This is a genomic window from Paenibacillus sp. GCM10027629, from assembly GCF_042676425.1.
In the GTDB taxonomy this organism is placed as follows: Bacteria; Bacillota; Bacilli; order Paenibacillales; family Paenibacillaceae; genus Paenibacillus_K; species Paenibacillus_K terrigena.
Window position 1 is genome coordinate 459363 of the sequence record NZ_JBHTGZ010000009.1, and the last position, 25694, is coordinate 485056.

The window sequence follows — 25694 nt, forward strand, 5'->3', positions numbered from 1 at the left end:
AGTCTATCACAATCGACTAGCTTTTTCTAGCAATAAGTGTATTCGTTATAATAGATATTTCCTATGACTTTATTGTGAAATGAAAAAGCGACCGCGCGCCATGGATATGGCTTCGTGATCGCTTCTTAAATTGCTGTATTGGACTTACGCTTGCTCAAAGAATTTAGCTATCGGGTTCTCGACTTTTTTATCTGTTGTTACCTTGCCGGCAGGATCTATCATATAGAATTGATAGAAGTGACTTGAGAAGCTTAGTGCCTCGGAAGCTTGGAATATAGACGCCTCTGCCTGTTGCTTATTCAATTGACTGCCTGTCCAGAAGAAGTTCACCATCAGACGATTCTGATTATATGGATGTTTGATGACATATGCCCCAGCCGAGTTCTTCTTGTCCATCATTTCTTTCCACGGGAAGCTAATGGCTTCAGATCGTTTTATGATGCCGGGCTTCATCGCTTGGACAAGCGCATTGGATTTCGGATTTCCGATGACGATGATATTGCTATTTGCCAGTTCTTTTTCCAGCTTCGACTTAATCGTTTGACGCTCTGTCAATACATTCGTTTGGATCCCCATGAACCCAAAGGTCATTTGTATTTTTTGAACGAGCTGATCTTGCTGCGCTTTTGCAGTCTTCGATAATGGATCGCTTAGAACGATCGTAAGCGGCTCGCCTTGAAGCGCTTTATGACTAATGCGGTTCATGGTCTCATAAGGGAGATCCGCACTCTGCGTAAAAATATCTGCATAGATGGATTTGAACTGTTCATTCCAATATTTGGATTGCTCATCTTCAGACAATTGATATTCCGGCTTTAAATCGAAATTCGGTTGGCGAAGTGCCTTCTCCATTTCATTACGTGGCGCCTTGCCTAATGTATCTTCAATCGTCTGCAATAAACCGTTGATCGTAGTGTTCTGATAGACGTAGCGTTTGAAATATTCTTTCATAAATTGATCGAACTTCTCTTCACCGACCGTGCGGTATAGCTGATAGATCGCTTCGCGGCCTTTTTCATAGTAGACGGCGTTCGCCATATCACCGATGTCGTTATTCGATGATCCGATGATCATATCGATAGGTCCTATTGGCATTTGAATCGATTTAAATCCATTCAGCATATCGCCTTGCTTGTCCGCAAAATACACTCTCGCGAAATCAGCGAAGCCTTCATCGAGGAAGGATTCTGTCTCTGAATCATTACCGATCAGTGCGTGGAACCATTGGTGAGCAATTTCATGAACGAAGACCGTATCCTTTGATGCATCTTTATGACCTTGGATCATCCCCATCTGGATCACACGAGCGAATTCAACTGCGACGCCTTCTACGTAGGATTCTACAATACGGAAATCAGCGTAAGGGTATTTGCCAAATTTGTCGTTGAAGAAGTTAATGGCTTTGAAGGCTTGATCTAAGTATTGATCAATGATTTCTTGTTTGCCCTTCATATTGTCGAAATAGTAGTAGTACACCGTTAGACCATCTCGGGTCTTGCTTGCCACTTTGAAATCGGGACTTGCGAAGAAGACGAGTTCTCTAGTGTTATTGGATACGGTCGATACAATTTTACGACCAGCTTCTGTGCCTTGATGCTCCGTAATGGTTCCGGGCATGGACACTTGGTAAGAAGCGGGTACATCCATATTGACTTTAAAGTCAGAGGAGGTGTAGTAATCAGACTCAAAGAATGTGCTGTAAGGTGTTTTGTTCCATTGGTGTTTGTTCTCATCATAGATAGACATGACAGGGAACCAATGAGCGCCGTTAATGATATTTTTATAATAGGATAGACGCTGGGAACCGTAAGGGAGTTTGACATCGAATTGGATCTCGACCGTAACGGATTCGCCTGGCTTCAACGCTTGACCTAATGTTGCAGTTAAAGCTTGATTCTTATTGTTGAATTCAAGTGCTTGTCCGTTGGATTGGACCTTCGTAATATCAATGCCGCCTAGGAAATCCTCGGGCTTCCGACTGGATTCATTCTTCTGGGCTTCAGCATTGGTGAGTTTGAACATAGAAGATTGTGTTTCCTTCGACCGATTGGCATCAGCGAACGTATGGAAGACAAGCTCTTTCAATGAATCCTTAGAGGTATTGCGGAACACAACGGTCTGATTGCCATGCAGCGTCATCTTCTTCTCATCCAATCGAACATCGATTTGGTATTGGATCGGGCTGTGAACTTCTGCTTTGTTAACGTCTTGCTTCGTCGCTGCTGCGGGCGCTGCTAATGCGTTTCCTGTATTCAGGATCGGGCAGACCGCTAATGTAAAGATTAACGAGCATGCCAGCATCCGTTTGGAGATTTTTAACTTTGTTGTAGTATTCATATTGTTCTCTCCTTTATAAGTTTGTTATCAACATGATACGTTAAGTATAGGGGGTGTTAGATCTTTGCACTATGCAAACGACTTACATGAACCTTACAGTTACGTAATCTTTGAATGAATGAAGTAGCTTCGTTATAATGTAAAGAGTGAATATCTAACATAGACCACCTAGAGGAGGAGCTTAATTTGCCCCATTTATTATTCAGAGGTGTAGAAGCCGAGAAGCTTGCAGAGGTCAGTCAACAGCTCGTTGAAGAACTTGCCGAGATCTGTGCTTGCGGAACCGATAACTTTACATTTGAATGTCTACATACCACCGTTGTGTTAGGTGGAGATACGACATCATCCTTTTCTTTCATTCAGGTGGGCTGGTTCGAACGTGGCGATGAGGTACGGGATCTTTTCGCCGAAGCCGTTACACGACGGGTGAAGTCGCTAGGAATTCCCGAGGTGGAAGTTGTGTTTATTCCATATGAAGAGAAGGCGTACTATATCGATGGCGTGCGCTGCGACAGACTTTAATCAAATGCAGAAAAAGCTATTCCGATGGTCACAAGGATGACGACGGGATAGCTTTTTTGATGTATGATACATGAAAACGAAACATTTATGGCGATAAGATCGTATGAATGATCGTGTACAAATTTTTACAAAGGAGTTGTCTTATGGCAGGCGGAATGATCGTTCAATTAATTGAAAAGCAATCGGATGGCTCGCTCGTAGAGCGCGATGAGCGTCTGTGGAGCCAAGATATGATTGCAGCGCTTCATCATATCAACTATTTGACTTTAGAAGGACATGAATATGAGACGATTGAAGGAAGATTGAATGTAGAGAAGCAGACGATGGAGTTGCTCATTGTTGCGGTTAGGAGTCGCGAGCTTACATAGGGGTATGCTCGTGTTGAAGAAAGGGGCGTTAACTTCGAATGAATCAAGAGGATAAATCGAATCGTTCGCTTAAAAAGTTATTATTTACGGAAGAAGGCAAGCCGCTTCGTGTCTTGTCGACATCGCTAGGCATCGCGTTATTAGCGAATGTCCTGATTATTCCAATGGACCATGGAAGCGCTGCTGCCGATAACAGTAGCGCCAATGGCCCCAAACTCGTCGAATGGTCTTCTGATGAAGTGAAGAAGTATTTTGATGCTGAAATGGACTGGAACATTCCAGAACTGAAGAAGGAAACGAAGGAAGAGGGCAACGGTGGGGCAGTGACGGGGGGAAGCTCGTCGTCAAGCGGCACAACGATTGTACATACAACGTCTGGGTTCGGTTGGGACGATTTGCTCTTATACCACATGATCTTTAACCGCGGTAATTCTTACTCCTCCTCGGGCTGGTATTCGAATCATTCGGCATATGATGTCCGCAGCGGCCAGAGTTATCGGCCACGTTCATACACATCAGATACATTCCAGAACAAGCCGGTATCCGGTTCTGCCATGACGCCGAAGACTTCAAGAACGACGGGATCGATTACGAAAAGATCGACTTCCTCCTCACGTGGCAGCATTGGCGGCAAATCAAGCGGATTCAGTTCGTCTAGTTCAAGTGGATCCCATTCCAGCGGTGGGTTCGGCGGATGAGCAATCGTGTAATTGAAGTTCGAGGAGTTCCACAGGCCAATCGGCAAGCTCGGGTGAATGAGCTTGAGGCGCTCGGATTTACATGGGCGAATCTCGACCAAGAACAATATTGGATTGATCAGTTAGTCGTCATGAACAGGGGTACTTATCAGGAGCTTGAAGAAGCATCCAGAAAGCTATGGGCGATCTTCGATAAGGCCGTTCGATTTGTCTGCGGCAGACATGATTTATATCAAATGATAAGCATTCCGGAGGTGTTATGGGAGAGTCTTGATACAACGCTCATGAACGAACCTGGCCTATTGAGCCGTTATGCAAGATTTGATTTTGCGGTATCGGGCACGGGTGAGATCAAGCTGCTGGAGTTGAATGCGGATACACCGACAGGCTACGTAGAAGCAGCCGTTGCGACCCCCTGGATGTGCAGGCAGTATGGGGTAGATTCCCCGAATGAACAGATGGCGAAGCGGATTCAAGAGGCCTGGGCCGTAGAGCGTCCTGATACCGCAGCATGTGTCGCCTATGGGCAGCATGCCGAAGACTCAGGAACGATAAATATGCTCGTTCGGCATAGCGGGCTCGATATCACTTGTGTGGATTGTTTGGATTTGTGGATCGATGAAGGAATTGTTCGTGATGCATCGGGCAGACAAATTGAGCGAATGTTCGCACTTTATCCGAAAGAATGGATGGCTGTGGATGATGGCGGGGATGCCTTGGCGTATTCCATGGAGATGGGTTATCTGCAATTGTTCAATCCGCCGCATGCGATTCTATTACAATCCAAAGGGCTGCAAGCTCTGATCTGGGGGCTGCATGAATTAAATCTATTGTATACGCCGGACGAGAAGTCGGTTATCGAACGATATATGCTGCCCACGTATAATAAAGCGGTGTTCGACGGCAGCTTTGTCTCCAAATCGATGTTCGGTCGCGAGGGCGGATCGGTCAAAATATTCGATGGCAGCGGACAATTGGAAGTTCAAGATGAAGCGGGATTCGATACGAGTCGGCTATTTCCGTTAATCTATCAGAAAAGAGCCGAATTAGCGCAAATTCATCTCGAATCGGGGAGCTTCCATTTGCTAACGGGGATGTTCATGATCAATGGAGAGCCTTGCGGCTTGCTTGGGCGTGCAGGAGGACCGATTACGGGGAATGCAAGTCATTTTGTGGCGATAGGGGTAGGAGGATAGAAGATGAGTCAGTATAGAAGGAAAGGATCAAACTCCAAAGCGGATCATACCGCATCGCGTCTCATTCAATTTGTCATCATTGGCATTATTGTCTTAGTATTTATCGGAATTGCTTCGGGTGGATGCTCGAACCAAAATGATGATTGGGATTCATCTGTTTCATCTTCATACACAGAGGATTCGTCTTCGAATACGAACACAGTTCCTTGGGATTATCGCATTGTGGAAGGGACCGTGGGCGATCTGATCGGCAGTGATATGACGGTTCTGCCGGATAATGAACTCATTCCAAATGATGATAATTATGGCACCGGGGATCAAGTATGGACGCTGCAAGCGATGGAAGCTGATATGAACACGAATTCGCAGGATCGGGCCGATGTGACGCTGACTGCTTGGGAATCGCTCAAGACATTCAAGTCCAAGCAAGCTGCACAAGAAGACCTCGATAAGCTGAAAATTCAGTTAAAAACGGAAGTTGATTTGGTAGGCGTCTACAAGACAGAATACCAAGGTAAGACGCGTCAATTCGCGGTCATTACGCTTCCATCAGGACAGCATGTGAAGCAGCCGATTGATGCGGATCGATACCAATCATTTAAGTCGTTGAAAAAAGTGAACATCATACTGGAAGAAGTACACGATTTCTCGAATTATGATGTGACATATGCCAAGTTTAGGGGATGGGCGAAATGATCGTATTAAATATATTTATAAGTGTTGTTGTGATCGTTATCTTGCAATTGCTTGGCATGGTTATTTTCAGCTTAATGACGCCGTATAATGATCTGGAAGAATTGAAGAAAGGGAATGCGGCTGTGGGGCTCGCCATGGGCGGCAAATTTTTTGGAACAGCGATCCTGCTTGGCGTGTCGGCCTATACCAATGCTTCGATCTGGCATATGATGCTGTGGTTCGCAGTGGGATACATTTGTCTCATCGCCGCCTATTGGATATTTGAATGGGTGACGCCGGGCCTGAAGCTATCTGAACATTTGAAGAACGGGAATATTGCAGTCGGAATTCTGCTCTGCTTCGTGTTCATCGGGATGAGCTTTGCTGTAAGCAGTCTAATCATATAAAAGGTAACATACGAAGGGCTGTTCACGTATATTGTGAACGGTCCTTATGCTTATTTATCGCAATTATCTAGGTAGAAATGAACATTTTTAGCCCATTGTGGGTTATACTTAAGAACAGTGGATAGAAATCGATGCCGCTTAACACAAGAGTCGTTAATGGACTTTGGCGGAGGGGAATCACATATTGGTTAGAGACGAACAATGGAATGGACTATGGCTCCATGATCGATTTTTTTGCTATAGATGGGATTGGAAAGATGTTCAGAATTTGGATGAGGCATTAGAGGATATTCGAATGCGTGCGGAAGAGACGGGTGAACGACTGTGGCGGCCTTGGGTACAGCGACGGGTAGAGCTCAGCTTTCCTATGGGCGGATATCCTGATTCGACCGGGCAGGAGATACGTACTACGGGTGGGCAGCGACGTGAGGTCATTGGCTTTACGTTGCCTGCTCATTCGATTCTACAGTTGTTCAACAAAGCGGACTATGCTGAACAATTGCAGACGATTCTAGGTGTACAAGAGGAAGAATTATTAGGGCGGGACCTGCATTATTGGCGACGAGCGGTGCTATTCGCGCAAGATTTGATCGATCGCAAATGCTGGGTTCCGGATGTCGAAATCGGACTGAAAACGGGAAAAGCTACCTGGCGGCCGAATTTGGATCGTGAAGCTGACATGGAGCAATTCTATCGGTTAGCGGAGGCGATGCCGATTGCGAGCCTTGCTATGGCAGGACGTGAAGATGGGGCGACGTCGTGGCGAACACCCGAAGAGGCGCTCTTCTCCTTCCTGATTGCGATAATCGATAGTACCGTCAGAGAACGGATTCATGCGATAACCAGGCAGCGGCTACCTATGACGGAAGCGATTGGCGCTACCTGGGGCGGAGCTGTTCTGCCGAAGCTGATGGCAGGGAATCGGATGGCGGAGATGTGGTGGAAGCAGATGTTATCCGCGCAGCAAGCGGTAACGTTCTCAGCGAATGCGCAAGAGATGGAGGCGCTGGCAGCCGATATTCAGCATTGGACGCGGGCCTATCATCCACTTCGTTCACCGCAGGAGACAGCGGCATTACAGCTCGGTCTTCGTCTTACGGCAGACCAAGATAGCGAGTCTACCGATCAACAACAGTCAGAAGCGATACCGACTTGGCGTCTTCATATCTTCATGCAGCCTGAAGACGAGCCTAATTTGATGATACCGATGGCAGAGATTTGGCAGGAACAGCGTTCAGAGACACGTTGGTTCCATCGTCGATTTCGACATATTCAAGAGGTGCTTCGAAAGAAGCTGAGAGATGCAGCTCGAATTTATCCGCCATTATCACGTGTGTTCGACGAGGCGGACGGTTCGGATGGGCTAAGTATGGATACGATGGAAGCTTATCAATTCTTGGTGCGATACGCCGATATTCTGGAGGAATACGGCGTCCTTGTTCAGTTGCCTTCTTGGTGGACCGAAGCAGGGCGTAGGCGGCTTGGCATTAAGTTAAGTCTTACGAATCAGGAAGATCGCCAACTTGAAGACGTGACGGTAAATGGTTCTCCAAGTCGGTTCGGACTCGAGCAGCTACTTCAATTCGATGCCCAGGCGGCAGTAGGGGACGAACCGATTACCCTTGAAGAATTGGAACAATTAACGCAGCAGGAGCTTCCGCTTGTTCACTTTCGTGGTCATTGGGTTGAGATGAATTCGAAGGATATTGATCGTGCCGTTCATTTTCTGAAAGAGCGTACGAAGGTAGATATGACGCTCGGAGAGCTCATGCATCTCGCTGCTGAGAGTGCTTACGGAAGTGCTTCGTTCGACGGGATTCCGATCTCTGGTTACGAGCTACCGAACCGTCTTCGAACGTTCTTGGACGGGGATTGGATGCATGAAATGCGGGATCGTGAAGTGCCAGAGACGCTGCAAGGCACATTACGAACGTATCAGGTTACAGGATATCAGTGGCTTACATCTATGCGAGACTTGGGGTTTGGGACCTGTCTTGCGGATGATATGGGACTTGGGAAGACCGTTCAGATTATTACTTTGCTCCTTAGCTCGTATCGGCAAGATGCGCTGCCATTAGGCATGGGACCGGCACTTATTATCTGTCCGACCTCACTCCTTGGCAACTGGCAGCGTGAGCTTACACGATTCGCACCTAGCTTGAAGGTTTATATTCACCACGGCAGCTTCAGGCTGCAGGATCAGCTTTTTATGGAACAGGTCCAGCAGTATGATGTGATTCTGACGACTTACAATTTAATTGGCAGAGATGAAGCAACGTTTCGGCAGTTGCATTGGACATACATCATACTGGATGAGGCGCAAAATATTAAGAACGAGCATGCGAAGCAGACGCAGAGTATTCTAAGACTTCGATCGCATTACCGCGTTGCGGTTACCGGTACGCCAGTGGAGAACCGACTAAGTGAATTATGGTCGATTTTTCGCTTCTTAAATCCAGGATACTTGGGATCCGCTTCCGTATTCCGAAGTCGATTCGCAACGCCGATTGAGCGGGATCATGATGAAGTTAGGCTTGAACGTCTTAAACGATTAGTCACACCCTTCGTGCTCCGGCGGGTGAAGACGGATCCGAACATCAGCAAGGATCTACCGGATAAGATCGAGACCAAAGCGTATTGCAACCTTACGAAGGAACAAGCTGCTCTCTATCAGTCGACGGTCAGAAATATGCTCGCACAGATCGATGCAGCTGAGGGAATGAAGCGGAAGGGTTATGTGATGGCCAGCCTCACGAAACTGAAGCAGATTTGTAATCATCCCGCGTTGTTCCTGCAAGACAATCAATCAAGTAGCAAGCGCTCGGGCAAAATGGAGCAGCTATTGGAGCTTGTACGCAGCATTCGCGAAGCAGGTGAAGCGGTCTTGATTTTTACCCAGTATGTTCAAATGGGGCATTTGCTCGTCGAGCAGTTGCGGAAAGAAACGGGGCAGACGCCATTGTTCCTACATGGTGGTGTACCGAAGAAGGACCGAGATCTGATGGTGGATGAATTTCAGCAGCCGAATGGTCCGGATATCTTCGTCCTCTCTGTCAAAGCGGGAGGCGTCGGTCTTAACTTAACCCGAGCGAATCATGTCATTCATTTCGATCGCTGGTGGAACCCCGCAGTGGAGAACCAGGCAACGGATCGTGCATTCCGCATTGGTCAGACACGCAATGTTCAGGTTCATAAATTAATCTGTACGGGTACACTCGAAGAGCGGATCGATGAGATGATTGAATCGAAACGAGCATTATCTGAACAGGTTGTGGGTTCCGGTGAGATGTGGATTACCGAGTTATCTACGGCGCACTTACGGAATTTGCTCGAACTCCGCGAGGAGGCACTCGAGGAAGATGATGCATGGAATGGAGAATTCGCTACATGAGAAAACCTTCATCGAAGTCCTTTCAAGTTGAGCGACCGCGGTTAGAGGCAGTTTTTATCGCCAAATAGCATTTTTGTTTTGAGATGTCAAAAATTTGATAAATTCAATTGTGGTAAAATAGCCATCGGATGGGGACACTCTTATAATGCATTGTTGATTAGGATTAAGGATAGGGCATAGGAGTGTTGAATAAACCCATGTTATCGTATCTTCCCTTGTTATGGACGCTCACTGTAGGGGCTAGTATCTTTCAAGCAGACCCGCCGTTCCCGGTTGGGCTGCAGGAAGGACCTGCGAAGAGTAGGCAATATTATGAAGCTCGTGGCGAGATTGTATGGGAGGTGCCGATGGAGCGTAAGCTCTTGGCACTCACTTTCGACGATGGGCCAGATCCGAGACAGACGCCGGAAATTCTTGAGCTGCTCAAGCAATATGAAGCGAAAGCGACTTTTTTCGTGATGGGCAAAAAGGTAACCGCGCATCCCGAGCTCTTGAAGCGGGAATCGGACGAAGGCCATGAAATTGCGAATCATACGTACAATCACTTATATTTCAATGCGAATGTATCGAGTCAGAAGCTTGGCGATGAGATTGATGCCACAAGTGATGCGATTATGAAAGTAAATGGATCGCGTCCCCACTTGTTTCGTCCGCCAGGAGGGTTCTACAATGAACGAATGATTAAGATGGCCAAGGAGAAAGGGTACCTCGTTATCCTATGGTCTTGGCATCAAGATACGAAGGATTGGCGTTCTCCGGGTGTCTCTTATATCGTTCGTAAAGTGCTGAACAATGTACGCGGCGGCGACATTATACTGTTCCATGACTCTGTAGAGGGTTCAGGTCGCAGCCAGACGGTAGAGGCGTTGAAGATTATTCTTCCCGAACTGAAAGAACGCGGATATAAATTCGTTACCGTGTCGCAGCTCATTCAGAATACAAAGACCATTCCAGCGAAGAAATAATGGGATGTTCTCGATGAAAAATCGTAAAATAGCCTTCAACGGCACCAAGCTATTCTTGGTGTGCGTTGGAGGCTTTTTGTGTGGTAGCAATACGATATTCTGTTGGAGACATGGCATAGAAACGGCGAAATTGGCGTGAGAAATAGAGCGCGTCTTGGATACCGACGGAAGCGGAAATTTGCTCTATGGTTAGCTCCGTGCGCTCCCGAAGCAGTTGTCTTCCTTTGTCAATCCGCAGCTTCAGTAGAAAGGTGACGGGTGACATTTGGGTGGCTTGCTTGAAAATACGTGAGAGGTAGGCTCGATTATAGCCTAGACTTTCTGCCATATCTTCAATCGAAATCGGCTGGGCATACTGCGTGGATAAGTATCGGATCATTTGTGTGACGGCTTGCTGGCTGTGTTGGTCGGCCGTGATAAGCTCTTCGCTTTGGTTCAAAATGTCGTGGTATGTGGCAAGAATTTGATACAGATAACCCGTTGCGGTTAGATGACTGCTTAGTTTACGACTCTGGAAAACTTGCTGAATCTGATGCATATGCGACAAAATGGGTGTTGCATCCGTCATACGGACGACAGGGTGGTGCAATGTAAATCCGACATCACGGAGAATTTGTTCTGCGGAAGTCCCGTCGAACGCGACCCAGCGGTAATGCCACGGTTCCACTTCGTCGGATACATAGCTGACGAGCTGCTCGGGACTGATGAGGAAGCTGTCGCCTGCCTCGAGTGCGTACGATTGCTGCTCAATGGTGAACAAGCCACGACCAGAAATAATATGGTGCAGCAAATAATAATCATAGACTTTGGGTCCTAGCTTATGTTGGGGCTTGGTCTGGCTTTCCCCGGAGAATAGCACGTGGAAATCACTTCGATCCTGAAAAATAGGATTGGATGCGACAGCATAGGTATAATTTGGAAAGGTGCGCATCGCGACGATCACCTCGATTAGTAGGTTGGATTTGATATTTATTCTATCTCAAAAAGTCACATAAATCCATGTGGAAGCAACATCGTTTTATATTCAATGGCAGCATATTCCTGTATACTAAGGTTAATTCATAGATGCGCTGGAAATGGCGACTATGAATCTATCCCGCGGAGAAAAGAGAAGGTGAATTCAATTGTCGAACACGTTACATGAGACATTGCAGAGCAGCTTTTTACAATATTATGGTCCGAGCGATCAAGCGATCCAGTGGTTCCATGCCCCTGGTCGCGTGAATTTGATCGGTGAGCATATTGACTACAACGGTGGGTTCGTGTTCCCGGCCGCATTACAGTTCGGAACCACATTGTGTATTCGCCCGCGTACGGATCGTAAGATCGTGATGCGATCAACGAACTTCGATGGCACAAGTGAAATCGCATTAGATGCGCTTCCAGCATCTAAATCGAATGCTTGGACAGATTATCCGACAGGGGTCGTCGTTACGCTGCAGGAAGCTGGATATCCGATTACGAAGGGGTATGAGATGCTCTTCCACGGGGAGATTCCGAACGGCTCAGGACTTTCCTCATCCGCTTCGATTGAAGTAGTTACGATGTATGCATTATTATCGCTTGAAGGTCACAAGACGGACCGTAAAGAAATTGCGGTGTTATCACAGAAGGTGGAGAATCAATTCGTCGGCGTGAATTGCGGCATTATGGATCAATTTGCGGTTGCGAATGGACGCAAGGATCATGCGATCCTGCTCAATTGTGATACGCTCGAAGAGAAGCTTGTTCCTTTCCAAGCGGGACAGTATAAGCTGGTGATCGGGAACACGAAGAAGCGCAGAGGACTGGTGGATTCCAAATATAATGAACGCCGCCAAGAATGTGATGAAGCCGTAGCAATTCTAGCACAGCATGTGCCAGGGCTGAAATTACTCTGCGAATTGTCGAGCGAAGCATTTGAGCCGCTGGCTCACCATATTACGAATGAAACGGTGCGTAACCGTGCACGTCATGCAATTGAAGAGAACGATCGCGTATTGCAATCGGTGGCGTACTTGACGAACGACGATCTCGTGAATTTTGGTCTATTGATGCAAGCATCGCATAACTCATTGCGGGATCTCTATGAAGTAAGCTGCTTTGAATTGGATGTCATGGTCGAAGAAGCATTGAAAGTGCCAGGTGTGCTAGGCGCACGGATGACGGGCGCAGGCTTCGGCGGATGTACCGTAGCGCTTGTTCATGAGGATCAAGTAGAGAAATTCATTCAACAGGTTGGCGAAGTCTATGAGCAGAAGACAGGAATCCAAGGGGAATTCTATGTGTGTGATGTAGGGAATGGCGTCGAGCAACTGACGAAATAAATAGAGGGAGTGGAGAAACGATGGCAGTTTTGGTAACAGGCGGTGCAGGATATATTGGGTCACATACGGTAATGGAATTGGTCACGCGCGGTGAGGATGTTGTCGTTGTCGATAATTTATACCAAGGGCATCGCGGCGCGGTACGTGGCGGGAAGCTGTACGAGGGGGATATTCGCGACCGTGATTTCCTTACGCAAGTGTTCCGTGAGAACCAGATTGATGCGGTGATTCATTTTGCAGCGAATTCCTTGGTTGGCGAGAGCATGCAGAATCCGGGCAAATACTACGACAATAATGTCTACGGTACACTGTGCTTGCTCGAAACGATGAATGCGTTCGATGTGAAAAACATCGTATTCTCCTCGACAGCAGCGACGTACGGTGAACCGGAGAAGGTACCCATTGAAGAGACGGATCGGACAGAGCCGACGAATGCGTACGGCGAGACAAAGCTTACCATGGAACGGATGATGCGTTGGTTCGATACGGCACACAGTATGAAATACGTGTCACTTCGTTATTTCAATGCAGCTGGGGCGCATGAGAGCGGCCTTATTGGCGAAGATCATGAACCGGAATCACATTTGATTCCACTGGTATTACAGACAGCGCTCAAGCAGCGTGAATTTATTGCTGTATTCGGAGAAGATTATCCAACGACTGACGGGACTTGTGTACGTGACTATGTACATGTCACAGATCTAGCGGACGCGCATATTCGCGCAGTGCAATATTTACGCGATGGCGGTGACAGTAATATCTTTAACCTTGGCAGCGGAAACGGGTTCTCCGTTCGTGAGGTCATTGAGACGGCGAAGAAGGTGACGGGGCTCGACATACCTGTGCGAATGCAAGAACGACGCGCTGGGGATCCTGCCGTATTAGTTGCTTCTTCGGCCAAAGCAAGACAAGTTCTCGGATGGAACCCAACGCGTGAACGGTTGGAGCAAATTATTGAATCCGCATGGAACTGGCACAGTCAGCATCCGAATGGCTACGGGGAGTAAGATCATGATGACGCAGACGGAGAACCATGTACAATCGGAGCAGGCCTTAGTCGCGATTGAGCGTCTTGTTCAGTTCGCAGCGCATAAGAAGATGATTGCTGCGGAGGATGTGAACTACGCGCGCAATGTATTGCTGGATCTGTTTCAATTTCATGCGCCTTACATTGGTGAATGGAGTGCAGATGAGGTCCCTGCGGATGAACCGCATGCGCTCCTCGCACAGTTAATCAATTACGGTTTTACAATTGGGCTCATGCCAGAACTTAATACGACCTACGCTGATCTACTCGATGCGAAAATCATGGGGCTCCTGATGCCAAGACCTTCGGAAGTGGTGCGGAATTTCCGCGATACGGCGAAGGATCAAGGTGTGGAGGACGCGACGAAGGACTTCTACAATTTATGTATTGATTCGAATTATATTCAAATGGAACGGATTCGCAAGAACAGCTATTGGCGGCATCCTTCGGATTATGGCGATATCGAAATGACGATTAATCTATCTAAGCCAGAGAAGAATCCACAAGAGATTGCGATGGCGCTTAAAGCCGCTCCTTCGCATTATCCAAAATGTCTATTATGCGCGGAGAATGTGGGGTACGCAGGTCGATTGAATCATCCAGCACGCCAGAATTTACGGGTTATTCCCGTCGAACTGACGCAAGAGCCGTGGTTCTTCCAGTACTCTCCATACGTGTACTATAATGAACATTGTATCGTGTTCCACAGCGAACATGTCCCGATGAAGTTAACGCATGAGACGTTCGCGCGTCTGGTTGATTTTGTGGATCAATTCCCGCATTACTTCGTGGGAACGAATGCAGACCTGCCGATTGTTGGCGGCTCGATTCTGACACATGATCATTTCCAAGGCGGACGGCATACATTCCCGATTGAGCTATCTTCACTTGAGACGAGATTCTCGCATGATGTACATCCTGCGGTTCAGATTCATCGTGTGAAATGGCCAATGTCCGTGCTTCGTCTAACGAGCAAGAAGCGGGAAGCGTTATTGGGCGCGGCGAATGAAGTCTACGATGCGTGGAAGTCCTATAGTGACGAGGACGCGAATGTAATCGCATATAGTGAACGTGACGGACAGCTTGTCCCTCACAACACGGTAACACCGATTGTTCGCTATAATGTGAAGGGTGAATACGAGATGGATCTGGTGCTTCGGAACAATCGGACAGACGCGGATCATCCGGAAGGCATCTATCATCCACATCGTCATTTGCATCATATTAAAAAAGAAAATATCGGACTTATCGAAGTGATGGGTGTCGCGATTCTACCAGGCCGTCTGAAATCACAGCTGGAGCAGATTGCGCTGATTCTGAGCGGAGAATTGCCTTGGACGCATGAGCGTGCTGAGGACCGCTATGCTAGCATTGCTGAGCATATTCCTTGGGTGGAACAGCTCCGTGCAACACATGGCCAGCTGTCGTCGAAGGACGAGGCGATGCGTATTGTTGAACAGGAAGTTGGCGACAAATTCGTTGAAATTCTATCGTGTGCGGGTGTGTACAAACGAACGGAGCAGGGCATTGCAGCATTTAATCGCTTCGTTCACAGTATGGGTTGGAAGGAGACTACAGAAGTATGAGTACAATGCAATATCAACAAGTTGATCATGAGGTATGGGGACCATGTCTAGAAATTGTGAACGAAGATGTTCAGCTCCTCGTGACCTTGAATTATGGCCCTCGTATTATTCATTGCAGTCTAGTAGATGGCAAGAACCTGTTCTTTGAAGATCCGAATAACAAATACCATGAAGAGAATGGGTTTCGCTTGTGCGGCGGTCACCGTTTCTGGCTGAGTCCAGAGATTTATCCGGATACGTATGAACCTGCCCTATCGCCAGTAGAATGGAAGCAGACCGAAGCGGGCCTCGTCTTTACATCGGGTGTCGATGATGTGACTTCGACGCAGAAGGAGATTGTCATTTCCTTCATCGATCGCCGTGTTCATGTCAGACATCGTGTGACGAATGTGGGAGAGAAGGCTATCGAGCATGCGGCATGGGCATTATCTATGATGGCACCGGGGGGAACGGCATTGGTGCCGCAGCCGGATAGTTATGCCGATCTGCTGCCGAACCGCAAGTTGATTGTGTGGCCATATACAGATATGTCCGATCCTCGTGTTCATTGGGGCAAAGACGTCATTACGGTTGCACAACGCAGCAATACGGTACCATTCAAGTTCGGGATGAATCAAGTGAAGCAATGGGCTGCATATTACAATGACGGTGTCTTGTTCCAGAAAACATTCGAACATCGCGAAGGAGCCAACTACCCGGATTTCGGCTGTTCTTTTGAATTGTATACGAATGAAGATTTCTTGGAACTTGAGTCCCTTGGGCCGCTTGTAACGATCCTGCCGAACGAGTCGATCCAGCATGATGAATGGTGGACGATCGAACGCAGTGACAGTATTGTAGATAGTTTGAAACAACTGCCTTTCTGAGCCTAGCTCAGAAAGGTTTTTCTTTCTTTGAACTGGAAATTATCTTATAATAGGAGAATTGTCATTACCGTAGTAGGGGGATCAACGTGGAGTCGTCCAATCATTTCGAAGAATCGAATAAACAACAAGAAGAACGTGAAATATTATTACATCAATTGCATGACATGATGGAGGTTATTCTACAGAAGAATTCACCAGACCGCCATTACCTTCGGGATGTGGAGCACCTGGGCGCGGGATCCATGTATGTATTAAATGCCTTGTATCAGAAAGGGGTATGCCGTGCTTCGGATATTGCGCATAGCCTTGAAATTACATCTGGTGCTGTAACAGGGCTGACAGACAAGCTGCTCTATATGGGACTGATTCATCGGGAGCGATCCGAGGAAGATCGGCGCGTCGTACTCCTGTCCTTGAGTGATCAAGGCCGCGAGACGTATATGCGATTACGCAATGCGCGTTCCGAACGATTGAAGGCTGCTTTTTCTCATGTAGGAACGGATGAAATTGAGTGTTTGCATCAAATCTTATCCAAAATTAAAAATCAATAAACAGTAAATTATAGAGGAAAGTCTTTCCAAGCCTGCAGAACTATGCGAGAATAGGGGGAGTAATACCCATAAATCCTATAGATGCAGGGAGGAATTAAATATGTCTCAAGAACGTCCTTTTGATTTTGAAACACTTGCTATTCATGCCGGTCAAGAAATTGATCCGACAACATTATCACGTGCAGTTCCGCTCTATCAGACAACTTCCTACGCTTTTCGCGACACCGATCATGCTGCGAACTTATTCGCATTGAAGGAATTCGGTAACATCTATACGAGATTAATGAATCCGACGACCGATGTGTTCGAGAAGCGTGTTGCAGCACTGGAAGGCGGTCCAGCTGCGCTCGCGGCGGCATCGGGACAAGCTGCGATTACTCTCGCGATCCTGAATATCGCAGGCTCTGGCGATGAGATCGTATCTGCTTCAACGTTATATGGTGGGACTTATAATCTCTTCTCAACGACACTCGCTAAGCTTGGCATCAAAGTGCATTTTGTGGATTCGAGTAATCCTGAGAATTTCCGCGCAGCCATTACACCGAACACGAAGGCGCTCTATGCGGAGACGATCGGGAATCCGAAAGGCGATGTACTTGACATTGCGGCGGTAGCAGCGATTGCGCATGAGAACGGTATTCCGTTAATTGTCGACAACACGTTCCCAAGCCCGTACTTGCTTCGTCCATTGGAGCACGGCGCAGATATCGTCGTTCATTCTGCGACCAAATTCATTGGCGGACATGGGACATCGATTGGCGGCGTCATCGTCGACGGCGGGAAATTCGATTGGAAAGCAAGCGGGAAGTTCCCAGGCTTAACAGAACCGGATCCAAGCTACCATGGTGTGGTGTATACCGATGCAGTGGGTCCGATTGCATATATTATCAAGGCACGCGTGCAATTGCTTCGGGATATGGGTGCGACATTGTCGCCATTTAACGCATTTATGCTGCTGCAAGGACTGGAGACCCTTCATCTGCGGATGGAGCGCCACAGTTCGAATGCGTTGCAGGTAGCACAGTTCCTAGAAGCACATGATGCCGTCGAGTGGGTGAACTATGCAGGACTACCAAGCCATTCCTCCTATGAGCTTGCTCAGAAGTATCTGCCGAAGGGTCAAGGCGCGATCATGACCTTTGGCATCAAGGGTGGCTTGGAGGCTGGACGTAAGCTGATCAATAACGTGAAGCTGTTCTCGCACCTTGCGAATGTTGGCGATTCGAAATCATTGGTTATCCATCCAGCGAGCACAACGCATCAGCAGCTCAGCGAAGATGAGCAAATTTCCGCAGGGGTTCATCCAGGCATGATTCGGGTGTCCATCGGTACGGAATCGATTCAAGATATTTTGCATGACTTGGGGCAAGCTATTGCTGCAAGCCAAGCGTAATGATTAGAGAAGGGGCCGCTAGGCTCCTTTTTCTGTAACCACAATAGAATTTATTAGTTTCGCTGACGCGGTCGCTCATCTTTGAAAGTACTTCGATCGGAGTTTTTCTCATTAGAAGTAGAACGGGATACAGTGGTATACTAGGGAAGGCGAGAGTAATCGCATTTAATCGCATGAGGAGGATACGTATGCAACCCTTTCAATTTCATAATCCAACAAGACTGATATTTGGTGAAGGCCAAATTCAGATGCTCACACAGGAAATTCCGAAGTATGGTTCGCGTGTATTGCTGCTCTATGGCGGAGGCAGTATCAAACGAAATGGCCTCTATGAGCAGGTATTGCTGCAATTAGAAGCCGTTAGTGCCTATGTCGTTGAACTTGGTGGAGTCGAACCGAATCCTCGGCTGTCTACGGTACATAAAGGCGTCGAGATTTGCAAAAAAGAACAGGTTGACTTAATTCTGGCTGTTGGAGGGGGGAGTGTCATTGACTGTGCGAAAGCCATTGCGGTTGGCGCGAAGTATGACGGCGATGCATGGGATTTCATGACCCACCAGGCTGTTCCGCAAGATGCACTTCCGCTGGGTACGGTGTTGACGATTGCAGCGACAGGCTCCGAGATGAATGGGGGTTCCGTAATCACGAATTGGGAGACGCAGGAGAAGTTGGGTTGGGGCACCCCGCTCGTCAATCCGAAGTTCTCGATTCTGGATCCGAACTATACGAAGTCATTGCCTCGTGACCAGACGATTTATGGCATGGTCGATATGATGTCGCATGTGTTCGAGCACTACTTCCATCACGAGCCGAACACACTGCTGCAGGATGGTTTCTGTGAGGCGCTGCTGCGTACGGTCATAGAGACGGCGCCGAAGCTGCTCGAAGATTTGCAGAGCTATGAGCATCGTTCAACGATTCTCTACTGCGGAACGATGGCACTCAATGGCGTGCTCAACATGGGATATAACGGGGACTGGGCAACGCATAACATCGAGCATGCGGTATCGGCCGTTTATGATATTCCGCACGGCGGCGGACTTGCAATTCTGTTCCCGAACTGGATGAAGCATGTGCTGGATGAGAATGTAGGACGCGTCAAACAGATGGCAGTGAATGTATTTGGTATTGACCCATCAGGCAAAAGCGACCGCGATGTCGCACTCGAAGGGATTGAGGCGCTTCGCAGCTTCTGGAATTCGATTGACGCGCCTAGCCGGTTAGCAGATTATAATATCGATGATTCCAAGCTTGAAGCCATGGCAGATAAAGCGATGAAATTCGGTCCATTTGGCAACTTCAAGAAGCTCAATCGTGAGGATGTACTCGCGATTTATCGCGCATCATTGTAAGCTTGAATGGTATAATATGTATCAAAGGAAGGAAGCGTAGTATGCGGGATTGTCCCTGCTTGTTACGCTTTTTTCTCATTTTTTGAAACAATTTCCTAATATTTGCGTAATACATATATGTCAGATCTGATACGATGAAGGAGGTGTGAAATGGTCGCATTTTATTGGGGCTGTCTAGCATTTGGCGCTTTATTTGCACTCATAAGTGTTGTCTTGGGGGACATTCTTAGCAGTGCGTTCGATGGCATGCTCGACTTTTTATCGATTGATTTCTTACAGCCGATGGTTATCGCTACGGCGGTGACGACACTTGGCGGCGCGGGAATTCTTCTCACGAAATATTCGCCGTTTACGACACTGGTATGTCTAGGCATGGCCGTCATCATTGCATTATTGTTAGCGGTCGCCGTGTATTTCGGTTATGTGAAGCCGATGCAGAATAGTGAGAATTCGACAGGCTTTTCGATCCAAGAGTTGCAAGGTAAAATCGGTCAGGTCACGGTCGCTATTCCTTCTAGCGGATTTGGTGAAGTGTTAGTTCGGATCGGAGCAGGGCATACGAATCAGATTGCAGCGAGCTTCGATGCAGTGAATATCGCGGATGGAAGCCAAGTTGTTGTGGTTGAGATCCGTGAAGGCGTAGCCTATGTATCCCCAATAACCCTCTAAGATAGGAGAGATTGTATGTCAGAAATTCCAGATTTCCTCATCATTCCAGGTATTGTGGTTGCCGTCATTATTGTTTTTGGTCTAGCCTTTTGGGCGCGTTACAAAACGGTAGGTCCTGATAAAGCCATGATCGTTACGGGTTCTTTTCTAGGTGGCGGGTCAACGATTTCAACGGATGATTCGGGTCGCAAAATAAAAATTGTTCGCGGCGGAGGCGCATTCATTTGGCCCATTTTCCAACAGTCTCAGTACATATCCTTACTCTCACATAAGCTCGATGTCTCGACACCGGAAGTCTATACGGAACAAGGGGTTCCGGTTATTGCGGACGGTGTAGCGATTATTAAGGTCGGTGGTTCCGTAGAAGACGTGGCGACCGCCGCAGAGCAGTTCATTGGCAAGCCGATTGAAGCCCTGAAAGGGGAAGCGCAGGAGGTGCTTGAAGGCCATTTGCGTGCAATCCTTGGTTCGATGACGGTGGAAGAAGTATATCGAAATCGCGATAAATTCGCACAAGAGGTGCAAGGTGTTGCAGCGCGTGATTTGAAAAAGATGGGTCTGCAGATCGTGTCATTCACGATCAAGGATGTTCGCGACAAGCAAGGCTATCTGGATGCACTCGGGAAGCCGAGAATTGCAGCGGTGAAGCGGGATGCGGAGATCGCCGAAGCTGAAGCAGTGCGGGATGCGCGGATTCAGAAAGCAAAGGCAGAAGAAGAAGGACAGAAAGCCGAACTCATTCGTGATACAAATATTGCGGAAGCTGGGAAAGCAAAAGAGCTCAAAGTGGCATCCTTTAAGAAGGAGCAAGATACAGCGAAGGCGGAAGCGGACCAAGCGTACCAGATCCAAGAAGCGAAAGCCAAGCAGCTCATGGTTGAAGAGCAGATGAAAGTTGAGCTCGTACGTAAGGATCGGGAGATCGATCTTCAAGAGAAGGAAATCTTAGTGCGTCAGAAGCAATATGATGCGGAAGTGAAGAAGAAAGCCGATGCGGATAAATACGCGGTCGAACAAGCGGCTGAAGCCGATAAGGCGCGTAAGATGCGGGAAGCAGAAGCATTGCAATATTCCATCGAAGCGCAAGCGAAGGCAAACGCCGAGCAGAAGCGTCTCGAAGGGATGGCGATTGCGGACGCGGAACGTGCGAAAGGTACTGCCGATGCGGAAGTCATTCGACTTCGCGGTCTAGCGGAAGCCGAAGCGAAAGAGAAGCTGGCCGAAGCATTCCAGAAATTCGGTGAGGCAGCGGTCCTCGATATTATCGTGAAAATGCTCCCAGAGCTTGCTGGTAAAATCGCAGAGCCGATCTCATCGATCGAGAAGTTGACGGTTGTAGATACGGGGAATGGTGCCGGCGCTGCACGCGTCAGCAATTATGTAACCCAGCTGATGGCGACAGCGCCAGAAATGTTGAAAAGCGTATCAGGTATCGACGTCGAATCGCTGATCAAAGGGATGACGGCGAAAGTGGGTCAGCGTAACGAGACGAGCGAAATCGCTGCAACGTCATCTGTACCGGCTGCTCTAACTGCGCTGGTCGCTGAACAGAAGCCAAAGGCGCAAGAATAGGATGAGTAATTCTTGGATGAATTGACATCCTATGGTGAGGAGGTGATTTCCTTGCCACATAACAAATCGCAGAAAATCAACGATCAGCACAACAAGTCGCGTTTGAAAGAAGAGGCCGTGACTTCAAGTACTGAAAAGGCGTCCCGTCGTCCTCCAAGCTTGAATAACATATCCAAGCAGGACTCCTAAATGAACAAAGCCATCTCCAGCTGAAGCGGGGATGGCTTTGTTTTGTTTCGTGTAGGTGGCGGCCCAGCATCGTGTTGGTTCAAGCGAGCCATGGTCCGCATTCCGTCTAACGAATCGTAAAACGCTTATTGATGCGAAAATGCAGTGAATTTTGAGCTAACGAACCGTAGTCATGCTATTCGTATCAAAATGAGCGGAAAAGGGCGGTATAAGGCTGAATAGCGATCGTGAGGTTCGTTAGAAAAATTATTCGCGACATTTGGGGCAAATAAGGATTGCTGGGTTCGTTAACGGGATGTTGGGGGATTGGATTACCTTCAAAGTAACCTACCCTGTTCACGCCCGCTAATCCCCCAGACGCTTCTGTCCTTCCTTCATATTCCAAGCGAGCATGGTGCAGATGAGCAAAATCGCGACCATGAGATAGACGGCGGAGAGCCAGGATTCGCTGCCCCCTTGACCCATTGCATCGCTGCGATCACGAGTACACCACCTAGATTGCCTGCGAGCATCATCAGTCCTGTCGCTTCACCGGCATGCTTCTCGCCGGCGATTTCTTCGGTCATGGAGAGCAGTAAGGCATACCCCGGAAGGAACATAAAACCTAGTAAACCACTGAAGAGCAGCAGGGTACCCATATTTCCTGTTGAACATAATGGGTAGGTGAGCAGCAGCGCCACCGCACAACAGAGGATGAGGAATGGCTTACGTCGACGATAACGATCCGAGATGGCAGGAATGATCGCGGCACCCAACATACCGAAGATGATGAGCATGCCACCGACGAGTCCGGCTTGTTCGGCGTTCACCCCATAGGGCTTCAAGATCGGTTCGAGCCAGGAGGTAATGCCGTTGAAGAAGCCGAGCGCAAGGAAGGCGATGATGCAAATGAGAAGCAATTGCCGATTACGAAGCAAGGGGAGGAGTTCTTTCCATCGTACGGAAGGCTCAGCTTGCTGTTGATTGCCTTGGGGATTAGGATACGCAACAAGCCAGAAGAATAGGGTAGCAAGCACAGAGAGCCCGGCGAAAATAATCATCGTAACTTGCAGATTCGTTGCTGCCACAAAGATGGGCGTGGTTGCTAGCGCGAGGGCCATCCCTGCGAACATGCCTACGGTGCCCAGCCCCGTTGCCATCGCTTGTCGATCTCGTGGGAACCAATCTGCGACTAGCTTGGTAATGCCATTCATGACATAGGGCTGACCGATCGCAATACCGATATGACCAATGACGAGGAAGATGAATTGCTGATCGAAGATCCGAACACAAGCGAAAATGGCCATGAACAATCCGCCAATCCCTACCCCGAATCGATAGCCTCGTCGATCGATGACGATTCCCGCATGTACGGATAGGAGAACATAGACGAGCGGGAACACCATTAACAGTAAGTTCATGCTTTCTTCGGATACATGATAACGTTCCTCCAGCGTCGTGATGAGCGGCGCGAAATTCAGCCAGAGCATCTGGCTTATGCCTGCTAGCAGCGTGAAGCTGAGCAAGACCGTCCAACGATTGGTAAAGGCGCTCACGCCCTGATGTTCCTCTCGAGGCAAGAAGCATCCCCCCTCAATTTCGAGATAGATTATCGCACATCCCTTTATACGCACGATTATATTAATATTCTTGAAGGCTTATTCCTCACCCTACCCAAACATTCTCTCATAGCATGCTAGAATCCGGCATATAAGAAGGGAGCGGGTTGTTTCATACCAGCATAGCTCGATCATAGAACGAGAGGGTGAGATGAAATGGGTGTGCTTCGATTAACGATGGCACAGGCGTTGCTGAAGTTTCTTGATCAACAGTACGTAGAGCGTGACGGGAAGGAAACGAAATTTGTAAAAGGCGTCATGGGCATCTTCGGACACGGCAATGTACTTGGGATCGGCGAGGCGTTGGAGCGGGAGCCGGGAAATTTGCAATTCATTCAAGGGAAAAATGAGCAAGGCATGACGCATGCCGCTGTCGCATATGCGAAGCAGAAAAATCGACTCGAAATATTCGCGTGCACGTCATCCATTGGACCGGGCGCCTTGAACATGGTGACAGCCGCTGCGACAGCGACGGTGAATCGAATCCCGGTCCTGCTGCTGCCGGGGGATATCTTTGCATGTCGACAACCGGATCCTGTGCTGCAGCAGATTGAACATCCGATGGATTATACGATATCGGCGAATGATGCGTTTAAGCCTGTGAGCAAATATTGGGATCGAATCACTCGGCCCGAGCAATTGATGAGCTCGATGATGCAGGCGATGCGCGTGTTGACGGACCCTGCGGAGACAGGGGCGGTGACGATCTGCTTGCCTCAAGATGTACAGACGGAAGCCTATGATTATCCGGAGCATTTTTTCGCGAAAAGAGTCCATTCGATTGATCGGATGCCACTAAGTAAGTCGGCCTGTGATAGAGCCGTTCAATTACTCGCGCGTAAAAAGACGCCATTGCTGATCGCAGGCGGCGGTGTCCACTATTCCCTTGCCTATGAGCCGGTTCTTCAATTTGCTGAGGCATTTGGCATCCCCATAGCCGAGACCCAAGCGGGTAAAAGTGCCGTACCTTGGCATCATCCACTCTATATGGGTGGCATAGGAACGACAGGTTCACTCGCAGCCAATCAGCTAGCGAAGGAGGCAGATGCGATCATTTGTGTCGGAACACGGTTAGGGGATTTTGCAACGGCATCGAAGTCAGCTTTCCTTCATCCGGAAGTGGAATTCATCCATATCAATATAAACAACTTCGACGCGGGGAAGATGAATGGCGTCAAACTGGTTGCAGATGCAGCAGAAGCATTAAAGGAACTAACGGATGTACTCCTAGCGAGAGGGTATAAATCGTCTTATGATGCTGCGGAGCTTGTAGCGAAGAAGGCAGAATGGAACCGAGAAGTGGATCGACTGTATGCAGTGGAGCTAGAACAAGGCTTGTCGCAGACGTACGTCCTTGGTGAAATCAATCGGTTCATGGACGGCCATGAAGTCATTGTGGCGGCGGCAGGCAGTCTGCCGGGGGATCTTCATCGGCTGTGGCGCGCCGAACGTCCGAAATCCTACCATATGGAGTACGGATTCTCTTGTATGGGGTATGAAGTCGCAGGCGCATTTGGGGTCAAATTAGCCGAGCCGGATCAAGAAGTGTATGCGCTTATCGGGGACGGCAGTTACTTGATGCTTCATTCTGAGCTTGTCACGAGCATCCAAGAGGGTGTGAAGCTTAATGTTATTTTGCTAGACAATCATGGGTTTCAATGTATTCACAACTTGCAGAAGGATCACGGCAGCGATGGGTTCGGCAATGAATTCAGATATCGCAGTCGAGAAATGGGCGGTCTGACAGGGGACTATATTGCGATAGATTACGCAGCGCATGCGAGAAGTATGGGCGCAACAGCTTACACCGTGACGAACATCGAGCAATTAAGAGAGGCCCTTCATCAAGCGAAGCAAGAGAAAAGTTCAACGCTAATCGCCGTTCAGGTGCTGCCGGGGACAAATTCAGGCGGTTATGAATCGTGGTGGAGAGTGGATGTACCGGAAGTCTCGACGAGTGATCAGGTCCAGCGTGCCTACCAGCGGATGCATGAGAAGACGAATCGGGCGTTAAACATCTAAGGAG

The 25694-nt window shown here is 48.3% G+C and carries 22 protein-coding genes; 19 read left to right on the top strand and 3 right to left on the bottom strand.

Features of this window, described 5'->3' with window-relative positions; genetic code table 11:
• Positions 1 to 144: 144 nt before the first annotated feature.
• Positions 145 to 2337 (bottom strand): M1 family metallopeptidase, encoded by a 2193-nt coding sequence (locus ACFQZR_RS11390; protein WP_379345843.1) that lies wholly within the window; start codon positions 2335 to 2337, stop codon positions 145 to 147.
• A gap of 186 nt (positions 2338 to 2523) precedes the next feature.
• Here ACFQZR_RS11390 and ACFQZR_RS11395 point away from each other — a divergent pair, with 186 nt between their 5' ends.
• The 8 genes from ACFQZR_RS11395 to ACFQZR_RS11430 all read left to right on the top strand — a co-directional run bounded on the left by ACFQZR_RS11395 (position 2524) and on the right by ACFQZR_RS11430 (position 10559).
• Complete coding sequence (locus ACFQZR_RS11395) at positions 2524 to 2859, top strand: DUF1904 family protein (RefSeq protein ID WP_379345845.1); 336 nt, start codon at positions 2524 to 2526, stop codon at positions 2857 to 2859.
• A gap of 143 nt (positions 2860 to 3002) precedes the next feature.
• Complete coding sequence (locus tag ACFQZR_RS11400) at positions 3003 to 3227, top strand: hypothetical protein (RefSeq protein WP_379345847.1); 225 nt, start codon at positions 3003 to 3005, stop codon at positions 3225 to 3227.
• A gap of 38 nt (positions 3228 to 3265) precedes the next feature.
• Positions 3266 to 3925: a hypothetical protein gene (locus ACFQZR_RS11405; protein WP_379345849.1), complete on the top strand. Its 660-nt coding sequence runs from the start codon at positions 3266 to 3268 to the stop codon at positions 3923 to 3925.
• Entirely contained in the window at positions 3922 to 5121 is a 1200-nt protein-coding gene (locus ACFQZR_RS11410) for a glutathionylspermidine synthase family protein (RefSeq protein WP_379345851.1), read from the top strand. Before ACFQZR_RS11405 ends, ACFQZR_RS11410 begins: the two co-directional genes overlap by 4 nt.
• 3 nt (positions 5122 to 5124) lie before the next feature.
• The gene (locus ACFQZR_RS11415; protein ID WP_379345853.1) at positions 5125 to 5817 is read left to right on the top strand and encodes a signal peptide protein; all 693 of its coding nucleotides are present in this window, start codon (positions 5125 to 5127) and stop codon (positions 5815 to 5817) included.
• Positions 5814 to 6203 (top strand): DUF350 domain-containing protein, encoded by a 390-nt coding sequence (locus tag ACFQZR_RS11420; protein ID WP_379345855.1) that lies wholly within the window; start codon positions 5814 to 5816, stop codon positions 6201 to 6203. The genes ACFQZR_RS11415 and ACFQZR_RS11420 overlap by 4 nt, the downstream gene beginning before the upstream one ends.
• Before the next feature lie 184 nt (positions 6204 to 6387).
• A complete protein-coding gene (locus ACFQZR_RS11425) occupies positions 6388 to 9594 on the top strand; it encodes a DEAD/DEAH box helicase (protein WP_379345857.1) in 3207 nt (1068 codons plus the stop codon).
• A 197-nt stretch (positions 9595 to 9791) separates the two neighbouring features.
• The gene (locus tag ACFQZR_RS11430; RefSeq protein ID WP_379345859.1) at positions 9792 to 10559 is read left to right on the top strand and encodes a polysaccharide deacetylase family protein; all 768 of its coding nucleotides are present in this window, start codon (positions 9792 to 9794) and stop codon (positions 10557 to 10559) included.
• Between the two features lie 49 nt (positions 10560 to 10608).
• Here the strand turns inward: ACFQZR_RS11430 and ACFQZR_RS11435 are convergent, their stop codons facing one another.
• Positions 10609 to 11490: an AraC family transcriptional regulator gene (locus tag ACFQZR_RS11435; RefSeq protein ID WP_379345861.1), complete on the bottom strand. Its 882-nt coding sequence runs from the start codon at positions 11488 to 11490 to the stop codon at positions 10609 to 10611.
• A 193-nt stretch (positions 11491 to 11683) separates the two neighbouring features.
• Between ACFQZR_RS11435 and ACFQZR_RS11440 the strand changes: the two genes are divergently transcribed.
• From ACFQZR_RS11440 to ACFQZR_RS11485, 10 genes are all read left to right on the top strand, one after another.
• Positions 11684 to 12865 carry a galactokinase gene (locus ACFQZR_RS11440; RefSeq protein ID WP_379345863.1) on the top strand — a complete coding sequence of 394 codons (1182 nt, stop codon included), beginning with the start codon at positions 11684 to 11686 and terminating at the stop codon, positions 12863 to 12865.
• Positions 12866 to 12885: 20 nt separating this feature from the next.
• Positions 12886 to 13872 carry a UDP-glucose 4-epimerase GalE gene (gene galE, locus ACFQZR_RS11445; protein ID WP_379345865.1) on the top strand — a complete coding sequence of 329 codons (987 nt, stop codon included), beginning with the start codon at positions 12886 to 12888 and terminating at the stop codon, positions 13870 to 13872.
• Positions 13873 to 13876: 4 nt separating this feature from the next.
• Positions 13877 to 15478 carry a UDP-glucose--hexose-1-phosphate uridylyltransferase gene (locus tag ACFQZR_RS11450; RefSeq protein WP_379345867.1) on the top strand — a complete coding sequence of 534 codons (1602 nt, stop codon included), beginning with the start codon at positions 13877 to 13879 and terminating at the stop codon, positions 15476 to 15478.
• The gene (locus ACFQZR_RS11455) at positions 15475 to 16344 is read left to right on the top strand and encodes a hypothetical protein (RefSeq protein WP_379345870.1); all 870 of its coding nucleotides are present in this window, start codon (positions 15475 to 15477) and stop codon (positions 16342 to 16344) included. Before ACFQZR_RS11450 ends, ACFQZR_RS11455 begins: the two co-directional genes overlap by 4 nt.
• Before the next feature lie 86 nt (positions 16345 to 16430).
• Positions 16431 to 16895, top strand: a complete 465-nt coding sequence (locus ACFQZR_RS11460; protein WP_379345872.1) for a MarR family winged helix-turn-helix transcriptional regulator — start codon at positions 16431 to 16433, stop codon at positions 16893 to 16895.
• Between the two features lie 100 nt (positions 16896 to 16995).
• A complete protein-coding gene (locus ACFQZR_RS11465) occupies positions 16996 to 18288 on the top strand; it encodes a homocysteine synthase (protein ID WP_379345874.1) in 1293 nt (430 codons plus the stop codon).
• Between the two features lie 188 nt (positions 18289 to 18476).
• Positions 18477 to 19640 (top strand): iron-containing alcohol dehydrogenase, encoded by a 1164-nt coding sequence (locus ACFQZR_RS11470; protein ID WP_379345876.1) that lies wholly within the window; start codon positions 18477 to 18479, stop codon positions 19638 to 19640.
• Between the two features lie 150 nt (positions 19641 to 19790).
• The gene (locus tag ACFQZR_RS11475) at positions 19791 to 20309 is read left to right on the top strand and encodes an NfeD family membrane protein (protein ID WP_379345878.1); all 519 of its coding nucleotides are present in this window, start codon (positions 19791 to 19793) and stop codon (positions 20307 to 20309) included.
• 15 nt (positions 20310 to 20324) lie between these two features.
• The gene (locus ACFQZR_RS11480; protein WP_379345880.1) at positions 20325 to 21881 is read left to right on the top strand and encodes a flotillin lipid rafts scaffold protein FloT; all 1557 of its coding nucleotides are present in this window, start codon (positions 20325 to 20327) and stop codon (positions 21879 to 21881) included.
• 51 nt (positions 21882 to 21932) lie between these two features.
• Positions 21933 to 22070, top strand: a complete 138-nt coding sequence (locus ACFQZR_RS11485) for a hypothetical protein (RefSeq protein WP_169445382.1) — start codon at positions 21933 to 21935, stop codon at positions 22068 to 22070.
• A 374-nt stretch (positions 22071 to 22444) separates the two neighbouring features.
• On the opposite strand, the gene ACFQZR_RS11490 is transcribed toward ACFQZR_RS11485, so the two are convergent.
• The gene (locus ACFQZR_RS11490; RefSeq protein WP_379345883.1) at positions 22445 to 23629 is read right to left on the bottom strand and encodes an MFS transporter; all 1185 of its coding nucleotides are present in this window, start codon (positions 23627 to 23629) and stop codon (positions 22445 to 22447) included.
• Between the two features lie 195 nt (positions 23630 to 23824).
• Between ACFQZR_RS11490 and iolD the strand changes: the two genes are divergently transcribed.
• The gene (gene iolD, locus ACFQZR_RS11495; protein WP_379345885.1) at positions 23825 to 25690 is read left to right on the top strand and encodes a 3D-(3,5/4)-trihydroxycyclohexane-1,2-dione acylhydrolase (decyclizing); all 1866 of its coding nucleotides are present in this window, start codon (positions 23825 to 23827) and stop codon (positions 25688 to 25690) included.
• Positions 25691 to 25694: the final 4 nt, after the last annotated feature.